Here is a 26,541-nt window from a genome sequence, read left to right on the forward strand (position 1 = left end):
TATTCCAAATTCAAGGCTATTTGTGGTATACTTTTTATAAAGGAAATTGTGAGGTGAATGATGGAAAATAATTTTGATAAGTACTCTGTCGTTTTGGATGGAGTCAGTAAGTTTTATAATGATGAAGAGATTTTAAAGTCTGTCGACCTTGAGCTAGAAAAGGGTAAATTTTATACCCTACTTGGCCCATCTGGTTGCGGCAAGACTACTATTTTAAATTTGATAGCTGGCTTTATTGAGCCTAATTCGGGCAAGGTCTATATAAATGGCCAGGATGTGGGCGATGTGCCTGCAAGCAAGAGGACTGTTAATACAGTTTTTCAAAATTATTCACTCTTTCCTCATATGAATGTTTTTGACAATGTGGCCTTTGGCCTTGAGATTAAAAAGACTGATAAGAATGTTATAAGAGAAGAGGTAAAAAAGGCACTTGAGATGGTTGAGCTTGCTGGTTTTGAAAAGCGTGAGGTAAGCCAGATGTCTGGTGGTCAAAAGCAGAGGGTGGCTATTGCCCGTGCCCTTGTCAATAAGCCTGATGTGCTTTTATTAGATGAGCCCTTATCGGCCCTTGATATGAAGCTTAGAAAATCTATGCAGGTCCTTCTTCGTGATATCCAGTGGGAGCTGGGTATTACCTTTGTTTTTGTAACCCACGACCAGGAAGAGGCCCTAGCTATGAGCGATTGGATTTTTGTCATGGATAAGGGCAAAATTGTCCAACAAGGCCCTCCTACAGACATATATGATGAGCCAATCAACCGCTATGTAGCCCAATTTATCGGAGAATCAAACATACTTAAGGCTAAGATGATCGATGACTACAAGGTAGAATTTGCTGGCAAGGTTTTTGATTGTTCTGATGCCGGTATTCCAAAGGGAGAAGCTGTAGAAGTAGTTATTAGGCCTGAAGATATAAGGGTGGTTGACATAAGTGAAGCTGATATAAGGGTAAATATTGACAATATCCTCTTTAGGGGTGTTTTTAATGAGCTTATCTGCTTTGATAAGGATGAGTTTAGGTGGAAAATCCACTCAACCAAGGTCTTTGAAGAGGGCGATGATATCGGAATAGCGATTGATCCGGAAAATATCCATGTTATGCGTTATAACGAGAGCGAGGATGACTTTGACAAGAGGATGGAAGAATTTTCGATTGGAGATGTAGATGGCTAAAAAATACCAAAAGCTAAGCTTTATCTACTATTTGTGGATTTTGATTTTTATCATTGCGCCAATCCTATTGCTTTTTTACCAATCATTTTTTGATATATATGGCAATTTCACTTTTGATAACTATATAGCTTATTTTTCTAATAAAAATTATATAATAATGACCCTAAATTCCTTTTTGACGGCCTTTTTGATAACAGCCTTCACACTTTTGTGGGCCTATCCTTTTTCATATTTTTTATCAAAGGCCAAGCACAAGGATTTAATTCTGCTTTTGGTAATCCTACCAACCTGGATTAACCTAGTCCTAAAGGCCTATGCCTTTATAGGTCTTTTTAACAAAAATGGGGCTATAGCAGGATTTTTGGGTCTTGCAAGCGAGGGTATTTTATTTACAAATCCTGCCTTTATCTTGGTTGCATCATACGTAGAGCTTCCTTTTATGATTCTTCCTATCTTTAGGTCAATTGACTCTATTCCAAAAGAATATGTCATTGCCAGCGAAGATTTGGGGGCCAGCAAGTTTCAAACCTTTAGGAGGATAATCTTACCTCTATCAATGGATGGGGTCTTATCAGGTGTCCAAGCAGTTTTCATACCTTCCTTATCCTTATTTTTGATAACAAGGATAATTGGAGGAAATAAGATTATAACCCTAGGTACGGCTGTCGAACAACACTACCTAGTTACCCAAAACTGGGGGATGGGTTCTACCATTGGCCTGGTCTTGATTGTTATGATGTTTTTAGTAATTAGCTTTCTAAATAAGAAGGGGGGAGATTATGAAAAATAAGAAGTTTTCTTTGGCAAATATTTATTTGATATTTATTTTCATAATAATGTATCTGCCCCTAGCCTATTTAATTTTTTACTCCTTCAATAGTGGGGGAAATATGAATAGCTTTGAGGGTTTTACAATGGAGCATTACCTGGCGGTTTTTGAGGATAAGAGACTTATAAATATTGTCCTAAATACCATAATCCTTGCCCTCCTTTCATCAGTGATTGCAACTGTGATTGGGACCTTGGGAGCCATTTCTATTTATTATATGAGAAGCAAGAAGCTTAAGCAGAGGGTTTTGGGCCTTAATTCAGTACTCATGGTTTTTCCTGATGTAATGATGGGGGCAAGTTTCCTAATACTATTTAGCTTTCTTTTAAAAATCCCTATGGGTTTTTATTCGGTGCTTCTATCCCACATTGCCTTTTCTATACCAATCGTAGTCCTTATGGTTTTGCCAAGGCTATATAACCTAAATGCCGACATGATGAGGGCTGCAGAAGACTTGGGGGCAAATGATATGATTATCTTAAATAAGATAATTCTACCAAATATAGCAAGTGGTGTATTTGCAGGATTTTTTATGGCCCTTACCTATTCGCTGGATGACTTTGCAGTGACATTTTTCGTGACTGGGTCTGGCTTTACGACTCTTTCTGTAGAGATTTATTCTAGGGTAAGGACTGGTATTTCGCTTGAGATAAACGCCCTATCAGCCCTTATCTTTGTCATATCACTTTTAATGGTCATAGGCTACTATGTAATACAAAGTAGAGAAAGAAAGGCGGGTGCTTATGAATAAGGTATATAGATTTATATTGGCAGTCCTTTCCATGTGCCTGGCCTTATTTATCGGACAAAAAAGGCTAAATGCCAATAGCCATGGGTCAGATTCTAAAAATATATATTTTTACAACTGGGGTGGTTATGTAGACCCACAAGTCCTAAGAGATTTTGAAGAAGAAACTGGTTATCACGTAATCTATGAGACCTTTGACTCAAATGAGGCTATGATGGCGAAAATCGAGCAGGGAAAAACATCTTATGACCTGGCCTTTCCATCTGAATACACTGTGGAGATGATGAAGGCCAAGGGTCTTTTAAAAAAGCTTGATCATAGCAAAATTAAGGGTCTTGATAATATCGATGAGAGATTTCTAAACTTAGCTTATGACCCAAATAATGAGTATTCGATTCCATATTTTTGGGGATCTTTTGGCATAGTTTATAATAATAAAAAATACCAGGCAGAGGATGTCGACTCTTGGGCAAAGCTATTTGACCCTAAGTTTGAAGGGGAAATTTTATCCTTTGATGGAGCTAGGGAGACTCTTGGAATTGGCCTTTGGAAAGATGGACTTTCAGCCAATACCACTGATGAAACAGTCTTAAGGAAAACCAAGAATGAACTAGTAGATTTTATGGCTAATGTCAAGGCTATCCTTGCTGATGAGATAAGGATGTACTTGGCCCTAGAAGAGGCTGATATAGGGATCACCTTCTCTGGAGAGGCTGAAATTGCCCAAGAGGCAAACCCAAACCTATCTTATATAATCCCAAAAGAAGGCTCTAACATATGGTTTGATACTATTGTTATACCAAAGACAAGCAAAAATACTGAAGGTGCCTATGCCTTGATTTCCTATCTTTTAAGGCCGGATGTTGCGGCAAGAAATGCTGAATATGTTTCTTATGCTACACCAAATAAAAAAGCCCTAGACTTACTTGATCCTGAATTAAGGGCAAATACAACTCTATATCCAAGCGATGAAGATATAGAAAAGCTTGAAATTTTTAAGGATCTAGGTAAGGAGATGACCATTCTTTATAATGACCTATATTTAGACTTAAAAATAGCTCCACAAGCAGATTAGAAACTCCCCTCGCGGGAGTTTTGCTATTTATAAGTGGCTTTTGGGTATAATGTTAGAGAAATAAGAAAGGATTTGAAATGACAAATATAATTAGAGATGAAATCTTAACTAATGAAGAAAAGATGATAGAAGACAGAAGATATATGCACGCCCATCCTGAATTATCAATGAAGGAAACAGAAACAACTAAGTTTATAAGAAAAGAACTTGAGGCCCTTGGCTTTGTCCCAGTGGCAATCGAGCCTACAGGCCTTATGGTAGAGATAAATCCAGAAAGCACTGGTAAAACTGTCCTCTTAAGGGCTGATATAGATGCTCTTCCTATTGCAGAAACAAATGACTTTGAATATAAGAGTCAAAACCCAGGTGTAAGCCATGCCTGTGGTCATGATATCCACGCAGCCATGCTTTTAAATGCTCTAAAGGTACTGGTTAAGATGAAAGATGAGCTTAAGGGCAGGGTAAGGATAATTTTCCAACCAGGAGAAGAAACTGGAGAAGGCGGTAGGGCTGTGGTAAGCCAGGGCTTTACAAAAGATGTAGACTCTGCCTTTGCAATCCACATCCATACAGGATGGGATTTGGGCAAGGCAGCAACAGGCTATGGAGAAGTTATGGCCAATAACACCTTCTTTAAGGTCGAATTTAAGGGCAAATCTGCCCACTCATCAACCCCTTACCAAGGAAATGACGCCATGATGATGCTTGCAAATTTCATAAATGCAGCCTATGGAATCTCTGCAAGAAAGATAGATAATGTCTTTGACCCAGTCGTCCTAAACCTAGGAGTAGTTGAAGGTGGATCTGCAGCAAATGCAGTTCCTGCTGACATAAGAGTCGAGGGATCTTTTAGGTCATTTTCTAATAAGGCAGTAGACTTTATGGTAAAAGAATTGGAAAAGGCAGCAAGGCTTTCAGCAGAGCTTTATGATGGAAGTGCAGTCTTTGACTACAATATGGGTGCAGGAGCAGTCATAAATGAAGAAAAATCCACAGACCTTTCTGTAGAGATTGCAAAAGATATCTTTGGCGAAGACAATGTTTCAACCGACCTAAAATTATCAGGTAGCGAAGACTTTGGTTTTTACCTATCAGGCTATAAGGATGTACCGGGAGTTGACGGAACTTATATGTTTATAGGGGGAAGGGACCCAGAAAATCCAAAAACCCACCCACAAAACCACGCCCAAGATTTCAATCCGGATGAAAGGGCCATGAAATATGGGGCAGAGCTTCTAGCAAGATATGCCTATGAATATCTAAATAAATAATAGATTTTATATATTAGAAATGTTAAAATAATAAGTATAATACAAGAATGTGATTTATTTTGCGATTTCTAAGGAGAAATGATGAAGATTGTAATATTAGGAGCCGGCAAAGTCGGCTCTTTTGTAACCAGTGACCTTTCAAGCGAAGGCCACGATATAGTAGTAATAGATAATGATAAGGCTGTCCTGGATGACCTTTTGGCAACAAATGATGTAATGGGGCTTTTGGGAGATGGTAGGGATGTTGATATCCTAATTGAGGCAGGTGTTAAGGACTGCGATCTTTTTATAGCCATAACCCTATCTGATGATGTAAACTTAATTGCATCAACCCTTGCCAAGAAGCTTGGCGCCAAAAATATAATAATAAGATTAAGGGAAACCCAATATGTTAAGCATAAAAAGATGATTGCCCAGATGACAGATGCTAAATCAATCATAAATCCTGAATACATAGCAGCTAAGGATATACAAAGAACCCTTAAATATTCCCACGCCCTAAATGTTGAAGGCTTCTTTAAAGACAGGGCCTTAATGATGGAGTTAGTTATAGATGAGGGTTCAGACCTTGATGGGAGAAAAATATCAGACCTTATCTCCTATTCAGAAAATTACCACACCTTGATAGGAATAATAAATTCAGATGGGGATGTAAGAATACCTCACGGTGATGACATCCTTAAGGCCAATGACAAGATTTATGTGATTGGCGAGAAGCAGGCTGTAGATAGCTTTTATAGGCACGAACAAAAGGGAGCCTACGATATAAAAAATGTAATGGTCATAGGTGCTGGAAATGTTTCAAAATATCTAGTTGGCCTTTTGCTACAAAGAGGTTTTAAGGTAAGTGTAGTTGAAATTGACAGGAAAAAGGCAGAAGAGATTAGCCAGATGCACTCAGGGGCCGTGGTAATAAATGCCGACGGATCTTCTCCTGAGCTTCTTGAAGAGCTAAGGATAAATGACTACGATGCTCTCATTGCTCTAACAGGAATAGATGAGGAAAATATATTGATTTCACTCCTAGCCCAAAGATATGGTCTTGATAAGGTAATTGCCAAGGTCAATAGGACCAAGCTTTTAAAGATGACAGGAATTCTTGATATAGACACCACCTTTGCTCCAAAGATGGCTGCAAGTGATGTAATAAACAGGTTTGTAAGAAGTAAGGGCAATGCCAGAGGCCAATCAATTTCTTCTCTTTATAGGCTAGAAGATGAAAAGGTTGAAGTCATAGAATTTAAAGCTATTGAGCATTCCAAAATCCTTGATGTAAGTCTTAAGGATTTAAAAATCAGAGATGATAGCCTAGTTCTTGCTATAGAGCATAGGGAAAGGGATGGCGAAATAGAAGTGCCTAATGGTTCTTCTAAGATTAGCCTGGGAGATTCAGTCCTTGTGGCAACAACAAGCCATGACTTTAAGGTCTTAGATGATATATTGGAGGAGAAATGAATCTTAAGATAATAAACCACCTTCTAGGCAGGCTCCTCCAGGTCTTGGCCTTTTTGATGGCCGTTCCCTTGCTAGTAGCCTTCATTTACAACGAGAGCCTAAGAGATAAGCTTAATTTCATAATACCGATTATATTCTCCTTAATAACAGGATCTATCCTTGTAAAATTAGGGGATGACAGGGGCCATATCTACACAAGAGAGGCCATGTTTATAACAGCCTTTTGCTGGATAATATTTTCAGTAATAGGGTCCATTCCCCTTTACCTCACGCCTACAAATTATCACTCTATAGTAGATGCCATCTTTGAAATGGCAAGTGGTTTTACAACCTGCGGGGCATCTGTAGCCCTAGATGTAGAAAGACTTCCCCATTCTATAATATTTTGGCGAAGCCTATCCCACCTTATCGGTGGTATGGGAATTTTAGTCTTTACTCTTGCGATTTTACCAAAGACAAATACTGAGTCAGCATCTCTTCTAAGGCAAGAAATGCCAGGTCCATCTTTTGGTAAGATTACACCAAAGCTAAGCCAAACAGCTAGGGTCCTCTATATAATTTATTTGGCCATGACAGGTGTGACAGTAATATTTTTGCTCTTTGGTGGTATGAATTTATTTGATTCTTTAATCTATGCCATGGGAGCTGCTGGAACTGGTGGCTTTGGCAATAAGGGCCTATCAATAGGCTACTATGATTCAAGATATATAGAAATTGTTTTAACCATTGCTATGATTTTGTTTGGGGTGAATTTCAACTTATATTATTTCGCCTTGATAAGGTCAGCAAGAGATAGTTTTAAATCAGAAGAGCTCTACTGGTATTTGGGAATAATTGCAGTGGCTACAGGACTTATATTTATAAATATAAAAGACCTTTACGGTGACCCAGTTTATTCTGGCGTCCAATCCATCTTTACCGTATCGTCGATAATAACAACGACAGGTTATGTGTCGGTAGACTATGGGTCCTGGCCATTTTTCTCAAGAAACTTGATAGTCTTATTAATGCTAATAGGAGCATCTGCAGGATCAACTGCTGGTGGCTTTAAGGTATCAAGACTTGTAATCCTTGTAAAATCGTCCATCAACCAAGTAAGAAAGGTAATCAACCCTAGGAGGGTGATTGTAAATAAGATGGATGGTAAGAAAATTGACGAGGACCTAGAGGAATCTATAAATAAGTATTTGGTAATCTATATACTTTTATTTGTCCTATTTATGTTTATAATAAGTATAGAAATAGAAGATTTTGAAGCAGCCTTTGCTGCGGTAGCCACAACCTTTAACAACGTAGGCCCAGGTCTTAGGGACTTTGGACCAATCACATCTTTTGCGGCAATGAGCGATTCATCAAAGATAACCCTAACCATTGCCATGCTATTTGGAAGGCTTGAGATTTATCCAATGCTAATAATATTTTCACCTTTTACCTATAAAAATATCAGAAACAAGTAAAAGATGTTGACAAAATAGCAGTAAAAGAGTATTATATATCAGTCGACTCAGACCTCTTTGAAGTTCGAGTAAGTCGCTTATCCTGGAAGCGATAGACAAATGCCAGGACGAGTACAGCCGCTAGCTATTTGGGCGGTGTCTAAATGCAAGTAGCCGAAAAATACACAGGAGGAATGAATGAAATATCAAAAGACATGGACTGCAAGCCCATCAAACATCGAAAGAAAATGGTATGTTGTTGATGCTGAAGGCATGGTGCTAGGTAGATTAGCTAGCCAAGTTGCAGCAATACTAAGAGGAAAGAACAAACCAACCTTTACTCCACACTTTGATACTGGAGATTACGTAATCGTAATAAACGCAGACAAGGTAATTCTTACAGGAAACAAAGAAGATCAAAAAGAATACAAGAGATATTCTGGATATTCATCAGGTCTTAAAATTACAAAATTCAAAGACATGAAGAATACTTACCCAGAAAGAATTGTAGAACACGCAATCGTAGGCATGCTTCCACACAACAAACTTGGTCGTGCAATGGCTAAGAAATTAAGAGTATATGCAGGAAGCGAACATGGTCACGAAGCACAATTCCCAGAAACTTTGGATCTAAAGTAAGGAGTAAAATATGGCAGAAAATATAATTCAATCAACAGGTAGAAGAAAAACCTCTGTTGCAAGAGTAACAATGGTACCAGGTTCTGGTAACATTCTAGTAAACGGCAGAGACTTAGACGAATATTTCAACTTTGAATCTCTAAGAATTATAGCAAGATCTCCACTTGCATTAACAGAAAATCTTACAAGCTATGATATAAGAGTTAATGTAAATGGTGGTGGATACAATGGTCAAGCAGGAGCTATAAGACACGCTATAGCAAGAGCACTTCTTGAAGCAAATCCTGACTATAGAATAGCCCTAAAAAGAGCAGGCTTCTTAACACGTGATTCACGTAAGAAAGAAAGAAAGAAAGCTGGTCTTAAAAAGGCAAGAAAATCTTCACAATTCTCAAAGAGATAAGAATTTTATATACAAGCTCAAGAAATTTTTCTTGGGCTTTTTATTTGCCTAAAATTTAGTACAATTAATTAATGAGTAATAAAATTTTTACTTAAAAATAGAGGTGTAATTTATGAATAAGATAAACTATGACAGGGTCATGGAGGATATAATTAAAAAAATTGATGAAGAAGGAAGAAGGCCTAGGCTTTTGCTTCAGGTTTGTTGTGGGCCTTGTTCTACCCAAGTTATTGAAAGGCTTAGGGATCATTTTGATATGGATCTTTATTTTTATAATCCAATGATCTATCCAAGGGCTGAGCTTGATAAGAGGGCGGAGAATTTGGAGAAGGTGGCTGAGAAATCTCACTTTGATGGTCGAGTAATTATTCCTGCTAATGACATGGAGGATTTTAAGTTTGTGGCAGAAAAGAGAAAGGATGATAGGGAGTTTGGGGATGCTTGCTACGATTGCTATGAGCTTAGGCTTGATAAGACTGCCCGCTATGCAAAAGATATGGGTTATGAATATTTTACAACTAGCCTTTCTATTTCTCCTTATAAAAATGCCCAGTGGCTTAATGAGATTGGGGCAAGGCTTGAAGAAGCTCTTGGCATTAAATATCTCTATGCTGATTTTAAGAAGAAGGATGGCTATAAGAAGTCTATAGAGCTTTCAAAAGAATATGATATTTATAGGCAAGAATATTGTGGTTGTATATTTTCTAAAAGGGAAGCAGAAGAAAAATTAAATTCTTGTTAAGTTTTTACTATTTAGGGTAAATATAAAATAGGAGAAAACTATGGATGACTTATTATTAATCAAAAAAATAAATCCAAATACTGATACAGATACGATTTATCCATATAGTTTCCAACTTGATGAGTTATTTACCAGGAAGGATGCGATGGATATTTTAAGTGCGCTTAAAAATAAAGGAATTTTACCAAGCGATGAATTTATGGTTAAAGATAAGACCTTCACAGTTGAAATTTACTCCAAAGACACAACAAAAGTAATAAAGGAGATTTTAGATAAGGATTTTAAGATATATGGGGTATATATATCTTATGAAGATTATCTAGAGAAAGGAAGAATAAATGAGTAAAGCATTAGAATTATTACATGAACAAATGAACTTTGAGTATGAGTCAGCATATGTATATAAGGCAATGGCTGCATATACAGATAGACTTGAAATGGATGGATTTACACATTGGTTTGATCACCAAGTAGCTGAAGAAATCGAACACGGTGAAAAAATGAAACACTTCCTACAAGAAGTAGGTTATGATGTAAGATACAAAGCTATACCAGAACCACAATATGATTATGAAAGCTTACTTGACGTATTTAAAGCAGCTTTAGCTCACGAACAAGAAGTTACAAGAAGAATTCATGAAATAGCTGAAGTAAGTAAAGAAGAAGATTTAAGAGTATTTTCATTCATCCAAGCCTTCATCGATGAACAAGTTGAAGAAGAAGATTCTGTTTCTAAGATTGTTACAAAACTTGAAAGAGCAAAAGACAATTGGGGAGCTCTATACATCCTTGATGGTCAAATGTTTGCTAGAGGTTAATAGTAATTATAAGCAGGGCGAGATTAGCTTGTCCTGTTTTTTATTTAAGAAATTTTAAATTTAAGAATCTTGAAATTAAAATTAAGATTGTGTATAATATCTTCAAAAGGAGAAATGTATGTTAAGCGCAACTTTAATAATTTTAAGTATAATATTAACTCTTGCATTTTGTATAATAGGATTATTCCTAGGCCTACCTATTTTATTGATAGGTCTTGTTATTGGAATATTTATTTTAATAATAAAGATCTTTGCAGAAGTCTTGTCATTGATTTTGCCTATCCTGCTTATAGGAGGATTGCTATACTTGTATAGAGTGTATAGGGAAAAAAGATCAATTTACGAATAAGAAAAGAGTTTGGATTTATTTCCAAACTCTTTTAAATTACTTAATTTTATAAATTTAATACAAAGTTTTCAATTGCTTCGCCTACAGCTCCCTTGCTATTATCTGCTTGGGTTACATAGTCTGCGCTTTGTTTTACTTGCAATCTTGCATTTCTTACTGCTATAGCAGTTCCTGCTTCTTCTAGCATGGCTACGTCGTTGTAGTTATCACCGATTGCCATTACATTTTTCATATCTACACCATAATGGTCAGCGACTTTTTTAAGAGCTATGGCCTTATTTACACCCTTAGCATTTATCTCCATGTACATATTTGATGAATAGGATATTTCAAGATTATAATCAGTTATTCTTGCTATATCGACTTCTAGGGCCTGAAGCTGGTTCATATTTGAATTCTTTATTATTGTTTTTAGAACTGTTTGGCCTTCTAGAAAGTCTATATTGTCCCCCTCTATAAGGTTTATGTGGCTTTCAGCAATGAGTGTTTCATCGCTTAGGTTTATACCATATTTTTTATCTAGGGTATAAAGATAGAATGTAAGCTTATTTTTATAAGCATATTCAAAAATCTTTTTAGCGTAGGAGAAGTCCATAGCTAGGACATCTATAATTTCTTTGGTCTTCACATTCATGATTACAGCACCGTTACAGCATATGACAAAGCGGTCATCTGCTATCACTCCGGCTTGGTCTGGTATATCAAATATTTCATAAGGGCCCCTTCCAGTTGCAAGCATGACTATTACTCCCTTATCTTGGGCAGCTTTGATAGCCTTTTTGTTTCTTTCTGGTACAAGGCGGTTATGATCTATTATTGTTTCATCAATATCAGATGCTATTAACTTAATCATAGTTTTATCCAAGAAGATTTTCCTTAAGATAGGTTATTATGTCGTCAGATTCATAGAGATATTTGCCATCGTGATAGAGGCAAGGTACTTGTCTTTTTCCACCTTCGTCTATTAGCTTAATCATGGCATCTCTATCTTCATTTATATTTACTAGGGGAATTTCTATATTATTTTCTTTCATGAAATCTTCAACTTTTTTGCAATATCTGCACACAGTTCCTACATATAATTTATAATCTTTCATGTTTACTCCTTTTTTGATAAAAAACTTTTAATTATCATCTCTTATGGTATATTATACTAGTAAAAAGAACGTTTTAAAGGTGGTAAAATGAAATCAAAAATAATGGCGCTTATTAGGTTTATCCTAATTTTGATAATATTAGCCTGCATAGCAATTTTAGGAAAAAGAGGTCTAGATTACTGGACTAATATGAAAAATAATAGATATATAGAAAACTTATCTAAAGAAGCAGAAGAAGACGTAGCTAGAGATGAAGGACAAAGCAGCAAAGATGGCAAAGAAAGTGACCCTCTTGCTAGACTTGAGAAAGTTCACCTAAGCCTACTTAAGAAATTAAAAGAGCAAAACTCAGATGTTATTGCTGTTATAGAAATTCCTGGCACAGGCATAAAATATCCGATTCTTCAAGGACCTGATAATGAATTCTATCTAAGAAAGGGCCTAAATAAGGAATATGACATAGCAGGTTCAATTTTTATGGATGTTTATAATTCAAGTGATATTACAGATGATAACTCTGTTATCTATGGTCACCATCTTGAGATTGACTCTATGTTTACACCTCTTGACCAATATAGAAAGCAAGAATTTGCAGAAAAGCACAGGACAATATATCTTACAACAGAAGATGGTCTTCGTGAATATTTGATATTTTCTGCCTATGGAATCCCATCAGATTATGACTATAGGACTTTAGATTTCACCTATACAGGGGATAAGGTACCATATTATAATAAATTAAGGTCAAACTCTGAGGTAAGCCTTGATACCAGGGCATTTAAGGAAGATGATACAATTATTACTCTTTCAACATGCCAATATGATTATGCAGATCAAAGGCTAGCAGTGCATGCACTTAGGATTAGATAATGAGATTTGAAACAAAAGATAAAAGAGAATTAAATATCGAAGAAACTTCCCTGGGCTTAAAACTTAGGGAAGATTCTTTTAATCCGACCCATATTTTTGAATGCGGTCAGTGTTTTAACTTCAAGCTTGAAGAAGATGGGTCTTATACGGCTGTTTTTTTAGGAAAAATCATAAATTTACTAGAATGCGATGGCTACACACTTATAAGAAATGTGAGCCTTGATGAATTTTATGAGATTTTTTATGATTACTTTGATCTTGGAACAGATTATGGATATATTAGGGATTTTCTTTCAAAAGATGATACCCTAAGGGATGCGTGCGACTATGGTTATGGAATTAGGATTTTAAATCAAGAATTATTTGAAACAACAATTTCTTTTATAATTTCTGCCAATAATCAAATACCAAGGATTAAAAAGGCAGTTAGGATAATTTCTGAAAGATATGGAGACTATCTTGGTGATTATATGGGATCTTCTTATTATTCCTTCCCAAGACCAGAAGTCTTGGCTCAGGTCGATCCACTAGAGCTTAGAGAACACGCTAGAGTAGGCTTTCGTGATGTAAGGATAGTTGAAACAGCTAAGGCCTTTGTGGATGGCTTTTTAAACTTTGAAGATGAGAAAAATCTTACAGATTTAGACCTTCACAAGAGGTTAAATGAGCTTCCAGGGATTGGACCAAAGGTTGCCGATTGTATAATGCTCTTTGCCTACCACAGGAGGGAGACCTTCCCTGTAGATGTGTGGATTAAAAGAGTCATGGAAACACTTTACATCGGCAAGGAAGTGCCTAAAAAGCAAGTGGATAACTATGCTAGGGAAATCTTTGGAGATCTTGCAGGCTATGCCCAACAATATTTATTTTATTATGGCAGGGAAAATGCTATAGGCAAATGAAAATAAGCTTAAAGTGATTTTGAAAAATTATAGTTGTGTGATTTTATAAAAATCCAAAGGCTTTAATATTAAAAATGAAAAAAGAGTTGAATTCTTAAGTGAATTTCAACTCTTTTTTATTGATAATTTTATAAGGCCTTTATTATTTCAAAAAGTTCTCTAGCTGATTTTAGTGGGCCATCTGTTTCCATGCCTTCTACACCTAGTTGGGTTCTTATGACTCCAACTTTTGTCTTATCCATAAATAGCTTTGAGAAATAGCCTTCGATTAGTTGGTCGCAAACTTTTTGTTTTTGGTAAGGGCCAAATGGATTTGCGAAGTAGGATTCTACAAGTCCTGTCTCTGTAGTTGTGCCCTTAGCAAACCTTGCTCCACGTTTAAATACCTTGATTGCATCTTCTTTGTTATCGAAAAATTCGATTGACTTATCATCTTCTTTGATCTTGTCATAGTTATTTGCGTAGAGGAAGAAGTCTACTTCATAGCCTGCCATGATTTGTGAATAATCGGCTACCGGCATGATTAGTCTTGCATTTACCTTATCTGGGTTCATGAAGATTGACCTATCTATTTGCTTAAAGGCATAGCCAGAATCTAGGTCATCTAGCCTTACGAAGGCACCGATTTCTGTACCGTAGGCCTTGACCTTGTCATCTTTCATTCTGAATGTGCCCATATCATCAAAGATTACTGTCATATCCTTTATATAGTCCTTGGCAAGGGTTCTGAAGGCTTCGATTGATTCGCTTTTTCCAGCTCCGCTATCGCCTAGGATTACAACATTGGCACTCTTGCCATTTTGTAAAACTACATTTACACCTGCACCGTGGATTGGGAGGTAGGATTTTTTCATTGAGATGATATTTGATAGGGTTAGGCACATTTTCTTAAGATAACCGAAGTAATCTTTCTTGTCTGAATAATTTACATAACCTATTAAAAGGCCTGACTTATCTTCGTAGAAGACGTTTTGGTCTTTAGAATTTTCTCCGCCAAATACATAGATAGCATCTGGTCTGTTATTTTGAATTTCCTCTTCATCGGCTAGGTCAAAAAGGTTTGATGCTGATATGCCGTGGGTAATGAGGTTTTGGTGGAAGTAAATGTAGATTAAATTATCCCCAACTCTTGCTGGATAGCACAAGAATTCGTCTGTATCTATATCAAGATTTGTTATTGGGTTATTTTCTACTTCTTCAAAGAAACCGTCCCTCTTATTTGATTTTGTATAGGTTATATAAGGAGTTTCGATCATTACCTTGGTTATGAAAGGAATTTCATTTAGGTAGGCATAATCTTTTGGATAGGCTATCTCGAAATTTTTAACTATCATTGAAGCATTGGCACCTGCTGGCACTTGTCTAAATACCTTTGGGCTTTTGCCTGTAACTGATACTTCTACCTTTCTGTAGATTTCAAGGATAAGGTCCTTAAATCTGATATTTGAAGAAAGGAAGTTTTCTACTTCTAAGCCCCTATCATAGTCAGATTGTTCGATAATTGAGTATCTTTCTAGCTTTCTCCAATAGTCGTAGACATCTTCTACGATTCTTGTTAGGGCTTCTCTTTCCTTGTTTAGGTCGTGGTACTTGTTGATTTTTTCGCTGATTTCATCAAGGCTCATAACTGTAAGAATCTTTGTTATGTCCCTAATTTCGCTTGCAAGAGCCTCTATATCTGATGACCTAAAAAATTTTTCTAGGTAGGTATAGATTCTTGTTCTATTTTCTTTGTGGTGATTTACAAAAGAGCAAATGACTTCAAAGAAGCCCTCGCTTTTTAGCAAGTCATCGGAGTTGTTGAAATAGGCCTTTGAAAAGTTAATAACGGCCTTGTTGTTAGATATATTTATTTCTTTTCTCATAGTTTCTCCTCTAAACTTATTTCTTTTCTTAGACTTTATTTTACTACTAATTTAAAGAAAAACTAATTGAATTAGAACCATATAGACAAAAGTGCCTACAGATATTGAGATAAAGAGCTTTTTAAATTTAGCATGGAGAATGATTACTGTAGCTGATGCTATTATTTCAGGAAGTCCGTAAGGGTAGGCCAAAACATTTATATTTCTTAAGGCAAAAACTACAAGTAGGGGCATGAGGGCAAAAGGTAAGTACTTGCCAAAATATTTGATTAAATCAGGTAAATCTTTTTTTGAAAAGAAGAAAAAAGGTGTTGACCTGATTAAAAAAGTAGTTAGGGCTGATGCAAAGACTATCATTAGTATTCTAGACATTTTTTTCCTCGATTCTTTCCCTGAGGCCATATAGGCTTAAAACAATCAAAAGTAGGGCTGGTATCATAAAATTATCTGGCTTAAATATCAAAAGTGCTACTATAGATAGGGCAAGTCCAATCTTAAGTGGTTTGTGATTTTTAGTTGCAAAATATTGCTCAACCAAGAGCACTAGGAAAAGTGCAGTTAGGACAAAGTCCATGCCCATGGTATTAAAAGTAATAAGATTGCCAAGTAGGGCGCCTATGTAAGTAGCGATAGCCCATACCAAATAATTTATAAGGCCAATTGCCAAGAAAAAATCACTTTTTTTGACATCTGCTGGTGGCTTAATAGAAGTATCAAGGGCGAAGGTTTCATCTGAAAGTGTTAATATAAAGAGAAACTTGCTCCTTGAACTCTTGTATTCTTTGATCATGCTTACCCCATAAAACATCATCCTTATGTTGACTGATAGGGTTAGGATAATAATTGCTATGATAGAAATATCAGTCTTAAGGAGGGGAAGGATTATAAATTGCATGCTACCAGCATAGATTGTCAGCGATAAAAATGGTGCAAAAAGTGGGTTGTAACCCTCTTGACTGACCATAATACCAAAGGTTATACCTAAAAACATATAGCCGATTATAACTGGTACTGTATAGGGCAAGGCCCTTTCAAAAGCTTTTTTCATAAAAATTCCTTTCTAATAAAATCTTTATTACCTAAAAATTATAAATATCATTACAGGTATTTTACTTAATTCTTAACAAATTCTCAATAGTTTACATAAAATTTAACACTTTATCCGAAAAAATATAAAAATGTTTGCTAAAAAGCTTATAAATCGTATAATATAGCAGGTTAAGTAGAATTCTAAGAAGAGGAGAAATCATGAAAGACTATGACATTATTGTAGTAGGTGCAGGAGCAGCAGGAGCTTTTTTGGCTTATGAATTAACTAAGCTTGATACAAAGAAAAAGGTCCTCATAATCGATGGTGGTAGAAAAGTAGAAAACAGGTCTTGTCCGATTACAGATGGCAAGGTTGACCACTGCATAGGATGTAAGCCATGTAACATCATGTATGGTTTTGGTGGTGCAGGCACCCTATCTGACGGCAAATACAACATAACAACCAATTTTGGCGGAGATTTACATAGGTATGTTGGAGAAAAAAAGGCCATGGAGCTTATGGAATATGTAGATAGTGTCCTAATGGATTTTGACGGAGGAGATGACCTTGAGTTATATTCCACAGACAAAAACAACCTTAAGACAATATGCCTAAGACATGACCTTCACTTATTAGATGCCAAGGTTCGCCACTTTGGTACTGATAGAAACAAGCTAATCCTTCAAAGAATCTTTGACTATGTAAAAGATAAGATAGACTTTGAATTTTCAACCATGGTCACCGATGTAGACTATGAAGATGAAAAATATATAGTTAAAACTAATAAGGGAGAAACTTTCAGGTCTGATGATATAGTCCTTGCTGCAGGTAGGTCTGGATCTAAGTGGATAGGTGAGGTTTGTGATAAATTCAATATCAAATCTAAGAGAAATAGGGTTGATATAGGCCTTAGGATAGAAGTGCCAGCAGAAGTATTTAAGCATATAACAGATGATGTTTATGAAGCAAAGATAATGTATCAAACCAAGCAATATAATGACGTTGTAAGGACATTTTGTATGAACCCTTACGGTCATGTTGTAACAGAAAACACTAATGGAATCCTAACTGTAAATGGCCATTCCTTTACAGATCCTAAGTTACAATCAGCAAACACAAACTTTGCCCTTCTGGTTACAAATAGGTTTACAGAGCCATTTGAAGACTCAAATGAATATGGTGAATCAATAGCTAGGCTTTCAAACATGCTAGGTGGGGGAGTTTTGATGCAAAGATTTGGTGACCTAATTAAGGGTCGTCGTTCATCAGAAAGAAGAATGGCCAAGTCCTTTACCAAGCCAACCATGCAGGCAACACCAGGAGATTTATCTCTAGTAATGCCAAAGAGACAGCTTGATGATATAATCGAGATGATCTACCAGCTAGATAAGATAGCACCAGGTATGGCAAATGATGATACCTTATTATATGGAATCGAAGTTAAATTCTACAACTCAGAAGTAGAAGTAGATGATAAATTTGAATCAACCCAAAAAGGCCTATATTGTATAGGTGATGGTTCAGGAGCAACCCACTCTCTATCCCAAGCATCAGCTTGTGGAATAGAAGTTGCAAGAGTTTTAGCCTAATGAAATACATCTACCAAGAGATAAGAAAAGCGGATGGCATAATTTTAAGGGGTGTGATAAACACCCCTGATGATTTTGATGCCAACAAGAAATACCCAACAGCCATCTTCTTTCACGGTTTTGGGGGTGATAGGAATGGGTCAACAGACTTTAGAATCCAACATTCAAAATATCTTACAGATAGAGGCTTTGTCACAATCAGATTTGATTTTTCAGGTTCTGGTGAATCAGACGGAAGCTTTTATGATATGACTGTATCAAGAGAGCTTGAAGAAGCAGAAATGATAAATGACTTTGCAAAGCTTAAATATTTTGTTGACAAGGATAAGATTTTCTGGATAGGTCATTCCCTAGGTGGAGTAATATCAACACTTCTAGCCTATAAACTAAAGCCAAAAGCCCTAGTACTTTTAGCTCCAGCAAGCGATATGAACGATAAGGACTATCTAAAGGTCATGGCAAAGACAGTGTTTGAGGGAGAAGCCCTAAGTCAGAGCAAGATAAAGGCTGACCAATCTTTCGATGAGCTTGTAGCAAGCATAAGGGATGCTGATATTGGAGGAAAGAGAATTCATATCAATTTCCTCTTGGACTTTATACTAAAGGATATCTATGGCAAGGCCAAAGAATATGAAGGTAAGGTACAAATCCTAAGAGGAAATAAGGATGCCTTGGTATTTAGGGATGCAAATGAGAAATTGCAAAAAGCCTTTAAATATGCGACCTATGAAGAAATCAACCAAGCAGACCACTCCTTTACCAATGAAGATGTGAGAAACATCGTCTTTTCCAAGACTTATGAGTTTTTGAAAAATTTAATTTAGAAATCAGCCACTTTTGTGGCTTTTCTTGTGTCAAAAAAGATGAAAAGCTTTAAAAAACTGTTATAATAAAACTATGGAAAAAATACTAATTACCACAAGCTTCGGCCTTGAAAGCCTAGTCAAATTTCAACTAAGAGATTTAGGCTATGAAGATTTTGAAGTAAGTGATGGGATGATTGTCTTAAATGGCAAGATTAGCGACTTAGGAAAACTAAATATAAATTTAAGGCATGCAGACAGGATCTTTCTAGAAATAGGATCATTCATTGCAAGAGATTTTGAAGAACTCTTTGAGGGAGTAAATAAAATTTCTTGGCAAAATATCTTAAATAAGGACAGCAATTTTATAGTAAATGCAAGGACCTACAAGTCTAAGCTATTTTCTTTAAGGTCAATCCAATCTATAAGCGAAAAGGCCATAATAGATAAGTTAAGGGCCTTTTATAAGGTCAAACATTTTGAAAAATCAGCCGAAAGAGTCAAAATCGAGATAATGCTAGATAGGGATAGGGCAAGTATCTGCCTTGATACATCTGGAGAGGGTCTTCATAAGAGAGGATATAGAGAAGATTCGGTAAAGGCACCCCTCAGGGAAAATATTGCGGCAGCCCTTGTAGACCTATCTTTTTATAAGCCAGAAAGATTTTTATTCGATGGCTTTTGTGGGTCGGGGACAATCCTTATAGAAGCTGCAAGGATAGCTAGAAATATAGCCCCTGGCATAGATAGGGACTTTGACTTTAATAAATTTAAATTTATAGGGCCTGAAGTTTATCAAGATGCTAAAAAAGAAGCCTTAGCAAGGATAGATTATTCTAAAAAGCTAAATATCTTAGGCTCAGACATATCAGGCAGGGCCATAAGTCTTGCCAAGCAAAATGCCATAAATGCCGGTGTAGAAGAAGATATATCTTTTATAACAAGAGATATTTCATCTGTGGCACTTAAGGATGATTACGGTATATTTATATCCAATCCACCCTACGGACTTAGGCTATCTGACATAAATATGGACGAAATTTATAAAAAGATAAACAACAAGCTAGCAAGGCTTGACACCTGGTCTTTATATTTTATAAGCGCAGATGATAAGTTTGATAGGAAATTTAAGAGGAAATTATCTAGAAAAAGAAAGTTATATAATGGTGGCCAAAAGGTAGATTTCTACCAATATTATGGCAAAAAACCAAGCAAGGAGGACTTTTGACAGACGAAAGAAACAACAAGAAGTCTAGAGGACTTTTAATAGGCTTACTTGTAATAATAGGATTATATTTAATAGTAACAGTGGTCTTTGCTTTTATAGCCCTTCCAAATACCTTTGTAAATGGTAGGGACATATCATATGCATCCAAAGAAGAAGCTTTAAAAAAACCAGCTGAAAGCTTTTCTATAAATATCAAAGGCAGGGATGAAAGAGCTACAACAATCAACCTTAAAGATGTAGATTATAAGGCATCAATCCCAGAATCAGCATCTATTGACCAAAACCCATTCAAATGGCCACTAGCCTTTGCAAAAGTTGCGAATGATGAATTTACTTTTGATTATAATATAAAATATGATGAGAAAAAATTAGAAAAACTCGTAAGTACATCTGCCCTTATGACAAATGTTACAAAGCCAGAAAATGCAAGTTTAAAATACAACGACGGGGCCTTTACAATAATACCAGAAGTAATGGGAAATATGATCGACCCTAACAAACTTGATGCAAAAATAAAGGATGCTATTTATTCTCACAAGGAAGAAATAGTCCTAGATGATAGTGATTATATCAATCCTCAAGTTAAAAATAATTCAAAAGAATTAGAAAAATTATTAGCAGATGGAAAGACAATAGAGGGTTTAAAAGTAAAATTCAACTTCAATGGATTTGACATAAAGCTTGAAGGACAAGAACTTGTCGATATGTTTGATACAAATGGAACAAGCTTTGAATTAAACTATGATAGACTTGCTAAATTTATTGAAGAAGTAGCTGATAAAACCAATACCTATGGCAAAAACAGAACATTTTCTGCAACTGGCATAGGAAAGATTACTGTAAATCCAGGAGTTTACGGTTTTATCTTAGACCAAGCAGCAACAATAGATAAGGTATATGAACTAATCAACACTAGAAAATCTGGAGAGATAGAACCAGTTTATCAAAGGGCTGGCTATGCTAGATATGAAGATGGTGGAGATTTAGGCGATAGCTATATAGAAGTAGACCTATCAAGACAATATATGTGGTATTATCAAGATGGAAACATAGTTTTAGAAACATCAATAGTATCAGGTCTACCTACATCCACTACCTGGGCAACCAACGTAGGTGTAGGTTCAATCCAATCTAAACAAAGAAATACAACCCTCAAGGGTGCAGATATGAATGGTGGAAGGTATGCAACCCCAGTATCTTATTGGATGCCAATAGGATGGGATGGAGAAGGATTCCACGATGCTCCATGGAGAGGCGGTTTTGGTGGTGGAATTTATTTTTCAAACGGCAGCCACGGTTGTCTAAATATGCCACCAGCAATGGCAGCCAAGCTATTTGAAATGGTACCATTTGGCCTACCGGTAGTTGTATATGAATCAAGCACAAGCAACAGTCCAGCTATGTCTTATTAGGAAGAAAGATGATAAAAATTGAAAATGTGACCTATACCTACCCAGGTATAGACGAAGAAACAGAAGGAAAGACAGCTTTGGATAATATATCCATTGATATAGAAAAGGGGGACTTTGTAGCAATTTTGGGCCACAACGGCTCAGGCAAGTCCACCCTTGGCAAGCTCTTGAATGCTCAAATTTCGCCAAGTGCAGGCACAATAAGTATCGATGGGATAGTCAGTAATGAAGAAAACCAGTGGGAGATAAGAAAAAAATGCTCAATGGTATTTCAAAACCCTGATAACCAAATGGTTGCCACAACTGTCGAAGAAGAAGTTGCCTTTGGGCCAGAAAATTTAAGGGTAGAGCATCCTGAACTTAGGCAAAGGGTTGATAAGGCCATCGACCTAGTTGGTATGAGTGCCTTTAAGAAAAGAAACCCATCCAACCTCTCAGGTGGCCAAAAGCAGAGGGTATCAATTGCAGGTGTTATTGCCATGCTATCAGATTATATAATCTTTGATGAACCAACAGCCATGCTTGATCCCCAAGGTCGTAAGGATGTAATTGAGTTAATCCAAAGCTTAAATAAAGATTACAAAAAAACTATAATCTACGTTACCCATTACATGGAAGAGGCTGTCCTTGCCGATAAGATAGTAGTCCTAGATTCGGGCAAAAAGGCCCTAGAGGGCACAAGCAGAGAAGTCTTCTCCCAAGTAGATAAGATGAAAGAGCTAGGCCTAGCAGTGCCACAAGTGACAGAAGTAGCTTACGGACTTTCAAAAAAAGGGGTCAAATTTGATAGACTACCCCTTACAGCTGAGGAGTTTTTGGAAAGCATATGAAAATAGAAATAAAGGATGTTGATTATATCTATAACGAGGGCCTGCCAAATGAGGTATATGCCCTAAAAGATATCAACCTAGAGATAAATAGCAAAGAAATAATAGGCCTTATAGGTCAAACGGGCTCAGGTAAGTCAACCCTAGTCCAACTTTTAAATGGTCTTTTGATCCCAAGTCATGGAGATGTCATAATAGATGGAATAAATTCTAAGGAAAAGGCAAAGAGAAAGGCTGCCAGATTTAAGGTTGGCCTAGTCTTCCAATATCCAGAAAACCAGCTATTTGAAGAAACCATAGCCAAAGATATTGCCTTTGGTCCTAAAAATATGGGCCTTAAGGAAGATGAGATTGACAAGAGAGTTAGATCTGCCATGGCTAAGGTAGGCCTTGATTATGAGACCTATAAGGATGTATCACCTTTTGAAATATCAGGTGGTCAGCAAAGAAGGGTTGCCGTCGCAGGAATCCTTTCGATGAATCCAAAGGTCCTTGTTCTAGATGAGCTTACAGCAGGACTTGACCCTATAGGACGAGATGAGATATTTTCTGAAATCCTAGATATATACAATAATGACGATGAGCTTTCGATAGTATTAGTTAGCCATTCTATGGAAGATGTGGCAGAATATGTTGATAGGGTAATTGTTATGAACAAGGGAGAAGTTTACTCAGATAAGTCAACTTTTGAGACCTTCACCCAAGTAGACCTAGAATCAATCGGACTTGATGTACCTCAAATTACAAAATTTATGAGGGCCTACAAGAAGAAAAATCCAGATGTAGATGATAAAATTTACACAGTTGATAAGGCGATAGAAGAACTTTACAAGCACTTAGGAGCTAAGAATGGCTAATATTACAATAGGACAATACCTACCTTTTGATACCTTCATCCACAGGCTTGACCCAAGAGTTAAGATTGTGGGGGTATTTTTATATATAATTACAATATTTTTTGTTAAGGACTTTTACACTTATATTCCCTTTGTAATTCTTTTAATAGCTATGCTTGCAGTTGCAAAGATACCATTTAAGTCAATCCTTAGGTCCCTTAAGCCCTTAATTTTCATAATAGTACTAACAGGTCTAATTAACCTTGTAACCACACCAGGCAAGGTAATCTTTACAGTCGGACCTCTTAAATTTACTGAAGAAGGACTCTATAGGACTGCCTTTACAATTTTAAGGCTAATCCTAATAATCTTATCAACATCAGTCCTAACTTACACAACAAGCCCAATGGAATTAACCTATGGTCTAGAAAAGCTCTTTTCACCACTTAAAAAGATTGGTTTTCCAGCAGGAGAGCTTGCTATGATGATATCAATATCACTAAGGTTTATCCCAACACTCTTTGATGAAGCAAATAAGATAAAGATGGCCCAGATGGCAAGGGGAGCTGACTTTGAAAGTGGAAATATCATAGATAGGGCCGTGTCAATGGTTCCACTACTTGTGCCTTTGTTTATAAATGCCCTAAAAAGATCAGGAGATCTTGCAACAGCTATGGAAGCTAGGCTTTATAGGATAGGCGAAGAGCGCACAAGATTAAATGAAATTCATATGAAAAAGATCGATTGGATAAGCCTAATTGGCTTTACAATCTTTTGTCTAATCATAATAGTAATGTATTTTGTATGGTAAAAAATGTACTGATGGAAGTAGCCTTTGATGGGTCAGGCTTTTCTGGATTTCAATACCAAAAGGATGTAAGAACCATCGAAGAAGAAATAAAAAAGGCAGTCAATAAGGTAAGTGGGGAAGAAAACAGGATAATAGCTTGCGGAAGGACAGATAGGGGAGTACATGCTAGGAGTTTTTATTTTAATTTCCTAACTGCATCTGATATAAATCCCAAGGCCTTTTCCTACCATATCCAAGCTCATCTGCCTGATGATATTTTAGCCCTTTCTTCAAAGGAAGTAGACCTTAATTTCCACGCTAGATTTTCTTGCCTAGATAAGACCTACAAGTATGTAATCTATCAAGATAGTCTTATGCATCCAGTATACAGGTTTTATATGGAAAATATAACATATAGGCTTGATTTAGATAAGTTAAAAGAGGGGCTTGATGTCCTAAAAGGAACCCATGATTTTAGGCTCTTTATGAAGGAAGATACAGACCTTAAGATAAATACTATAAGGACAATCGATGATTGTTATTTTAGTCAAGATGCTCCTAGGCTAAATTTATTTTTTAGGGCAAATTCATTTCTTCATAACCAAGTTAGGATAATGTCAGGTAGCCTAGTAGAACTTGCCAGAGGCAAGTTAAGTCTTGATGAATTTAGGGCCTTTTTTGACAAAGAAAATAAAAAAAGAGCAAATCCAGCCCTTTCTCCAGCAGGGCTTTATTTATGGGAGGTAAGATATTGATAAAAATAGATGTATTTAAAGAGTTAAAAGCTCTTCTAATCCTTATATTTATAGGCTCTTCTATATTTTTTGTAAGAGAAGAATTATTTCTTGCCTACCTAATCCTCATAAGTATATTCACCCTAATCTTAAATTTTTATATAAAAATAAATGAATTAGTAGTTACAAAGCAATTTTTTTTGATTTTTATATCATTAATAAATGTATTTTCTCTTGTTTTTGTGATACAATATTTACTAAGAGGAGAAATAAATTCAAAACTACTAGAATTAGTTTTTGCAAATTTTATGGTTAAAGCAAATAGCCTTTATTACGTGGGATGGCTATTTGTAATGACTTTTGGCATATTAGTAAATCAAAATATAGGCGGTGGTGACAGTGGACGATAAGAAGATAAAGATAGATGAAGATTTAATAGAAGATAAGAAAAAAGAAGAGTTCGAAAGTAAAAAAGACAAGGAAAATAGATTCAATACAGAATTTCAATTGCCTAACCCTCTAAAGAGTATAAATGAGCTTAACAAGAGGTCTTTAGTTTTTGGGATAATTGCAGTAATCCTTATAGGCCTTGTAATATTTATGATTAGCTCAAGGAAGAATGCATCTATCAAAAATGCCTCTACAAGCAGTCAAATAGATGAAAATTCCTACAACCAATCAAGAATTATGAGGGTTGACTTAAACCAAATCAAATCTATAGATTTTGACCTTGGTTCATCAGATGTTAGAATCCAAAGGTCACCAACAAATCCTTATATAGAATACACCCAATTATATAGGGGAGAAGATGATGCCTATAAGCTTGATGTAAGCTTTGAGGGCGGAGTTTTAAAACTTAAGTCCAAAATCGAGGGCAAAAATCTTTACATGAAGGATAAAATTCCAATAGTAAGGATTTTCTTGCCATCAGAAGGCGGTATCGAAGAGATTAAGGGCTCAATTGGAGCAGGTGATGTAAAGATTGATGACCTAGAAGTTAAAAACTTTGACCTAAAGATAAGAAGTGGAAATATTAGCTTAAACAATGGCTTTTTCCAAGGTTCTATCACAAATGAATCAGGATCTATTTCCCTAGATAAGAGTGAAATATCAAACACAATCCTTAAGACTACTACAGGTGATATAAAAATAACTGACAGCAAGTTAGGTAACAGACTAGACTTTGAAACTCAAACAGGAGATATCTTAGTAGATGCTAGGGATAAGATTGATAACTACGATCTTACAGCAAATCTTGAAGTGGGTAACTTCGTTCTTGGCAATATTTCATATAGGAATATAAAAGATGGCTACCAGTCAGAAAATAAGGGTAAAAATAAAGTCACCCTTAGAACAAAAATTGGTGACATCGTCTTTAATAGGGGCGAGGGAGCCAAGCTAGAACATGAAGAGTACCTAACAAATGAATCTAAGATTAAAAAAACAAAAGACAATGCCTTAGAGAAAAACATCGACAGGACTGAAAGAGAAAACAAAGAAAGAGAAGAATCTGAAGAAGATTCTGATCAAACAGACTCAGAAGACCAAAATGATACAAATATTGAAAATAGTGATGAAGAAAATAATTAAGTCCTAGGGCTTAATTATTTTTTTAAGGAT

Annotated in this window: 30 protein-coding genes; 25 read left to right on the forward strand and 5 right to left on the reverse strand. The window is 36.1% G+C overall.

What is annotated here, in order from left to right:
• Window positions 1–60: 60 nt before the first annotated feature.
• The 13 genes from ACCQ42_RS00095 to ACCQ42_RS00155 all read left to right on the forward strand — a co-directional run bounded on the left by ACCQ42_RS00095 (window position 61) and on the right by ACCQ42_RS00155 (window position 10,938).
• The gene (locus ACCQ42_RS00095; protein ID WP_410035004.1) at window positions 61–1,173 is read left to right on the forward strand and encodes an ABC transporter ATP-binding protein; all 1,113 of its coding nucleotides are present in this window, start codon (window positions 61–63) and stop codon (window positions 1,171–1,173) included.
• Window positions 1,166–1,963 (forward strand): ABC transporter permease, encoded by a 798-nt coding sequence (locus ACCQ42_RS00100; protein WP_106460842.1) that lies wholly within the window; start codon window positions 1,166–1,168, stop codon window positions 1,961–1,963. Before ACCQ42_RS00095 ends, ACCQ42_RS00100 begins: the two co-directional genes overlap by 8 nt.
• On the forward strand, window positions 1,953–2,753 hold the full coding sequence (locus ACCQ42_RS00105) for an ABC transporter permease (protein ID WP_297688244.1): 801 nt from the start codon (window positions 1,953–1,955) through the stop codon (window positions 2,751–2,753). Before ACCQ42_RS00100 ends, ACCQ42_RS00105 begins: the two co-directional genes overlap by 11 nt.
• Window positions 2,746–3,825, forward strand: coding sequence for an ABC transporter substrate-binding protein (locus tag ACCQ42_RS00110; RefSeq protein ID WP_410035005.1), 1,080 nt, complete (start codon window positions 2,746–2,748; stop codon window positions 3,823–3,825). Before ACCQ42_RS00105 ends, ACCQ42_RS00110 begins: the two co-directional genes overlap by 8 nt.
• 77 nt (window positions 3,826–3,902) lie before the next feature.
• Window positions 3,903–5,096 carry a M20 metallopeptidase family protein gene (locus tag ACCQ42_RS00115; protein ID WP_410035006.1) on the forward strand — a complete coding sequence of 398 codons (1,194 nt, stop codon included), beginning with the start codon at window positions 3,903–3,905 and terminating at the stop codon, window positions 5,094–5,096.
• 81 nt (window positions 5,097–5,177) lie between these two features.
• Window positions 5,178–6,551, forward strand: a complete 1,374-nt coding sequence (trkA, locus tag ACCQ42_RS00120; protein ID WP_106460838.1) for a Trk system potassium transporter TrkA — start codon at window positions 5,178–5,180, stop codon at window positions 6,549–6,551.
• Window positions 6,548–8,008, forward strand: a complete 1,461-nt coding sequence (locus tag ACCQ42_RS00125) for a TrkH family potassium uptake protein (protein ID WP_410035007.1) — start codon at window positions 6,548–6,550, stop codon at window positions 8,006–8,008. Before trkA ends, ACCQ42_RS00125 begins: the two co-directional genes overlap by 4 nt.
• A gap of 177 nt (window positions 8,009–8,185) precedes the next feature.
• Window positions 8,186–8,626 (forward strand): 50S ribosomal protein L13, encoded by a 441-nt coding sequence (gene rplM / locus ACCQ42_RS00130; RefSeq protein WP_410035008.1) that lies wholly within the window; start codon window positions 8,186–8,188, stop codon window positions 8,624–8,626.
• 10 nt (window positions 8,627–8,636) lie between these two features.
• Window positions 8,637–9,029: a 30S ribosomal protein S9 gene (rpsI, locus tag ACCQ42_RS00135; protein ID WP_106460835.1), complete on the forward strand. Its 393-nt coding sequence runs from the start codon at window positions 8,637–8,639 to the stop codon at window positions 9,027–9,029.
• 112 nt (window positions 9,030–9,141) lie between these two features.
• A complete protein-coding gene (locus ACCQ42_RS00140) occupies window positions 9,142–9,771 on the forward strand; it encodes an epoxyqueuosine reductase QueH (RefSeq protein WP_265212180.1) in 630 nt (209 codons plus the stop codon).
• Between the two features lie 40 nt (window positions 9,772–9,811).
• A complete protein-coding gene (locus tag ACCQ42_RS00145; RefSeq protein WP_106460833.1) occupies window positions 9,812–10,117 on the forward strand; it encodes a hypothetical protein in 306 nt (101 codons plus the stop codon).
• Complete coding sequence (locus ACCQ42_RS00150) at window positions 10,110–10,589, forward strand: ferritin (protein ID WP_265212178.1); 480 nt, start codon at window positions 10,110–10,112, stop codon at window positions 10,587–10,589. Before ACCQ42_RS00145 ends, ACCQ42_RS00150 begins: the two co-directional genes overlap by 8 nt.
• Window positions 10,590–10,707: 118 nt before the next feature.
• On the forward strand, window positions 10,708–10,938 hold the full coding sequence (locus ACCQ42_RS00155; protein WP_265212177.1) for a hypothetical protein: 231 nt from the start codon (window positions 10,708–10,710) through the stop codon (window positions 10,936–10,938).
• 46 nt (window positions 10,939–10,984) lie between these two features.
• Here ACCQ42_RS00155 and ACCQ42_RS00160 read toward each other — a convergent pair whose 3' ends face one another.
• Together ACCQ42_RS00160 and ACCQ42_RS00165 are read right to left on the reverse strand one after the other, a co-directional pair.
• Entirely contained in the window at window positions 10,985–11,791 is an 807-nt protein-coding gene (locus ACCQ42_RS00160; protein ID WP_265212176.1) for a Cof-type HAD-IIB family hydrolase, read from the reverse strand.
• Between the two features lie 4 nt (window positions 11,792–11,795).
• On the reverse strand, window positions 11,796–12,035 hold the full coding sequence (locus tag ACCQ42_RS00165; protein WP_265212174.1) for a glutaredoxin family protein: 240 nt from the start codon (window positions 12,033–12,035) through the stop codon (window positions 11,796–11,798).
• A gap of 87 nt (window positions 12,036–12,122) precedes the next feature.
• On the opposite strand from ACCQ42_RS00165, the gene srtB reads away from it, so the two are divergent.
• Window positions 12,123–12,905: a class B sortase gene (srtB, locus tag ACCQ42_RS00170; protein ID WP_265212172.1), complete on the forward strand. Its 783-nt coding sequence runs from the start codon at window positions 12,123–12,125 to the stop codon at window positions 12,903–12,905.
• Entirely contained in the window at window positions 12,902–13,807 is a 906-nt protein-coding gene (locus tag ACCQ42_RS00175; protein ID WP_311531501.1) for a DNA-3-methyladenine glycosylase family protein, read from the forward strand. Before srtB ends, ACCQ42_RS00175 begins: the two co-directional genes overlap by 4 nt.
• A 128-nt stretch (window positions 13,808–13,935) precedes the next feature.
• Here the strand turns inward: ACCQ42_RS00175 and ACCQ42_RS00180 are convergent, their stop codons facing one another.
• Genes ACCQ42_RS00180 through ACCQ42_RS00190 form a run of 3 tightly spaced genes read right to left on the reverse strand, consistent with a single transcriptional unit; the run spans window position 13,936 to window position 16,720 of the window.
• A complete protein-coding gene (locus tag ACCQ42_RS00180) occupies window positions 13,936–15,672 on the reverse strand; it encodes a phosphoenolpyruvate carboxykinase (protein ID WP_265212170.1) in 1,737 nt (578 codons plus the stop codon).
• Between the two features lie 51 nt (window positions 15,673–15,723).
• Window positions 15,724–16,044, reverse strand: a complete 321-nt coding sequence (locus tag ACCQ42_RS00185) for a branched-chain amino acid transporter permease (protein WP_106460826.1) — start codon at window positions 16,042–16,044, stop codon at window positions 15,724–15,726.
• Window positions 16,037–16,720, reverse strand: a complete 684-nt coding sequence (locus ACCQ42_RS00190) for an AzlC family ABC transporter permease (protein WP_410035009.1) — start codon at window positions 16,718–16,720, stop codon at window positions 16,037–16,039. The genes ACCQ42_RS00185 and ACCQ42_RS00190 overlap by 8 nt, the downstream gene beginning before the upstream one ends.
• 200 nt (window positions 16,721–16,920) lie before the next feature.
• Between ACCQ42_RS00190 and ACCQ42_RS00195 the strand changes: the two genes are divergently transcribed.
• The 10 genes from ACCQ42_RS00195 (at window position 16,921) to ACCQ42_RS00240 (ending at window position 26,511) form a co-directional block, all read left to right on the forward strand.
• Window positions 16,921–18,291 carry an NAD(P)/FAD-dependent oxidoreductase gene (locus tag ACCQ42_RS00195; RefSeq protein WP_265235939.1) on the forward strand — a complete coding sequence of 457 codons (1,371 nt, stop codon included), beginning with the start codon at window positions 16,921–16,923 and terminating at the stop codon, window positions 18,289–18,291.
• Complete coding sequence (locus ACCQ42_RS00200; protein ID WP_410035010.1) at window positions 18,291–19,115, forward strand: alpha/beta hydrolase; 825 nt, start codon at window positions 18,291–18,293, stop codon at window positions 19,113–19,115. The genes ACCQ42_RS00195 and ACCQ42_RS00200 overlap by 1 nt, the downstream gene beginning before the upstream one ends.
• A gap of 73 nt (window positions 19,116–19,188) precedes the next feature.
• On the forward strand, window positions 19,189–20,322 hold the full coding sequence (locus ACCQ42_RS00205) for a THUMP domain-containing class I SAM-dependent RNA methyltransferase (RefSeq protein ID WP_410035011.1): 1,134 nt from the start codon (window positions 19,189–19,191) through the stop codon (window positions 20,320–20,322).
• Window positions 20,319–21,734 carry a L,D-transpeptidase family protein gene (locus ACCQ42_RS00210; protein ID WP_410035012.1) on the forward strand — a complete coding sequence of 472 codons (1,416 nt, stop codon included), beginning with the start codon at window positions 20,319–20,321 and terminating at the stop codon, window positions 21,732–21,734. The genes ACCQ42_RS00205 and ACCQ42_RS00210 overlap by 4 nt, the downstream gene beginning before the upstream one ends.
• An 8-nt stretch (window positions 21,735–21,742) precedes the next feature.
• Entirely contained in the window at window positions 21,743–22,564 is an 822-nt protein-coding gene (locus tag ACCQ42_RS00215) for an energy-coupling factor transporter ATPase (RefSeq protein WP_410035013.1), read from the forward strand.
• Window positions 22,561–23,418, forward strand: a complete 858-nt coding sequence (locus ACCQ42_RS00220) for an energy-coupling factor transporter ATPase (protein WP_106460820.1) — start codon at window positions 22,561–22,563, stop codon at window positions 23,416–23,418. Before ACCQ42_RS00215 ends, ACCQ42_RS00220 begins: the two co-directional genes overlap by 4 nt.
• The gene (locus tag ACCQ42_RS00225) at window positions 23,411–24,208 is read left to right on the forward strand and encodes an energy-coupling factor transporter transmembrane component T family protein (RefSeq protein WP_265235933.1); all 798 of its coding nucleotides are present in this window, start codon (window positions 23,411–23,413) and stop codon (window positions 24,206–24,208) included. The genes ACCQ42_RS00220 and ACCQ42_RS00225 overlap by 8 nt, the downstream gene beginning before the upstream one ends.
• Complete coding sequence (gene truA, locus ACCQ42_RS00230; RefSeq protein ID WP_410035014.1) at window positions 24,202–24,942, forward strand: tRNA pseudouridine(38-40) synthase TruA; 741 nt, start codon at window positions 24,202–24,204, stop codon at window positions 24,940–24,942. The genes ACCQ42_RS00225 and truA overlap by 7 nt, the downstream gene beginning before the upstream one ends.
• Window positions 24,939–25,331 (forward strand): hypothetical protein, encoded by a 393-nt coding sequence (locus ACCQ42_RS00235; protein ID WP_106460817.1) that lies wholly within the window; start codon window positions 24,939–24,941, stop codon window positions 25,329–25,331. Before truA ends, ACCQ42_RS00235 begins: the two co-directional genes overlap by 4 nt.
• Window positions 25,321–26,511: a DUF4097 domain-containing protein gene (locus ACCQ42_RS00240; RefSeq protein ID WP_265235929.1), complete on the forward strand. Its 1,191-nt coding sequence runs from the start codon at window positions 25,321–25,323 to the stop codon at window positions 26,509–26,511. Before ACCQ42_RS00235 ends, ACCQ42_RS00240 begins: the two co-directional genes overlap by 11 nt.
• The last annotated feature ends 30 nt before the right edge of the window (window positions 26,512–26,541 follow it).

This window comes from Anaerococcus kampingae (assembly GCF_046365475.1).
Classification (GTDB): domain Bacteria; phylum Bacillota; class Clostridia; order Tissierellales; family Peptoniphilaceae; genus Anaerococcus; species Anaerococcus kampingae.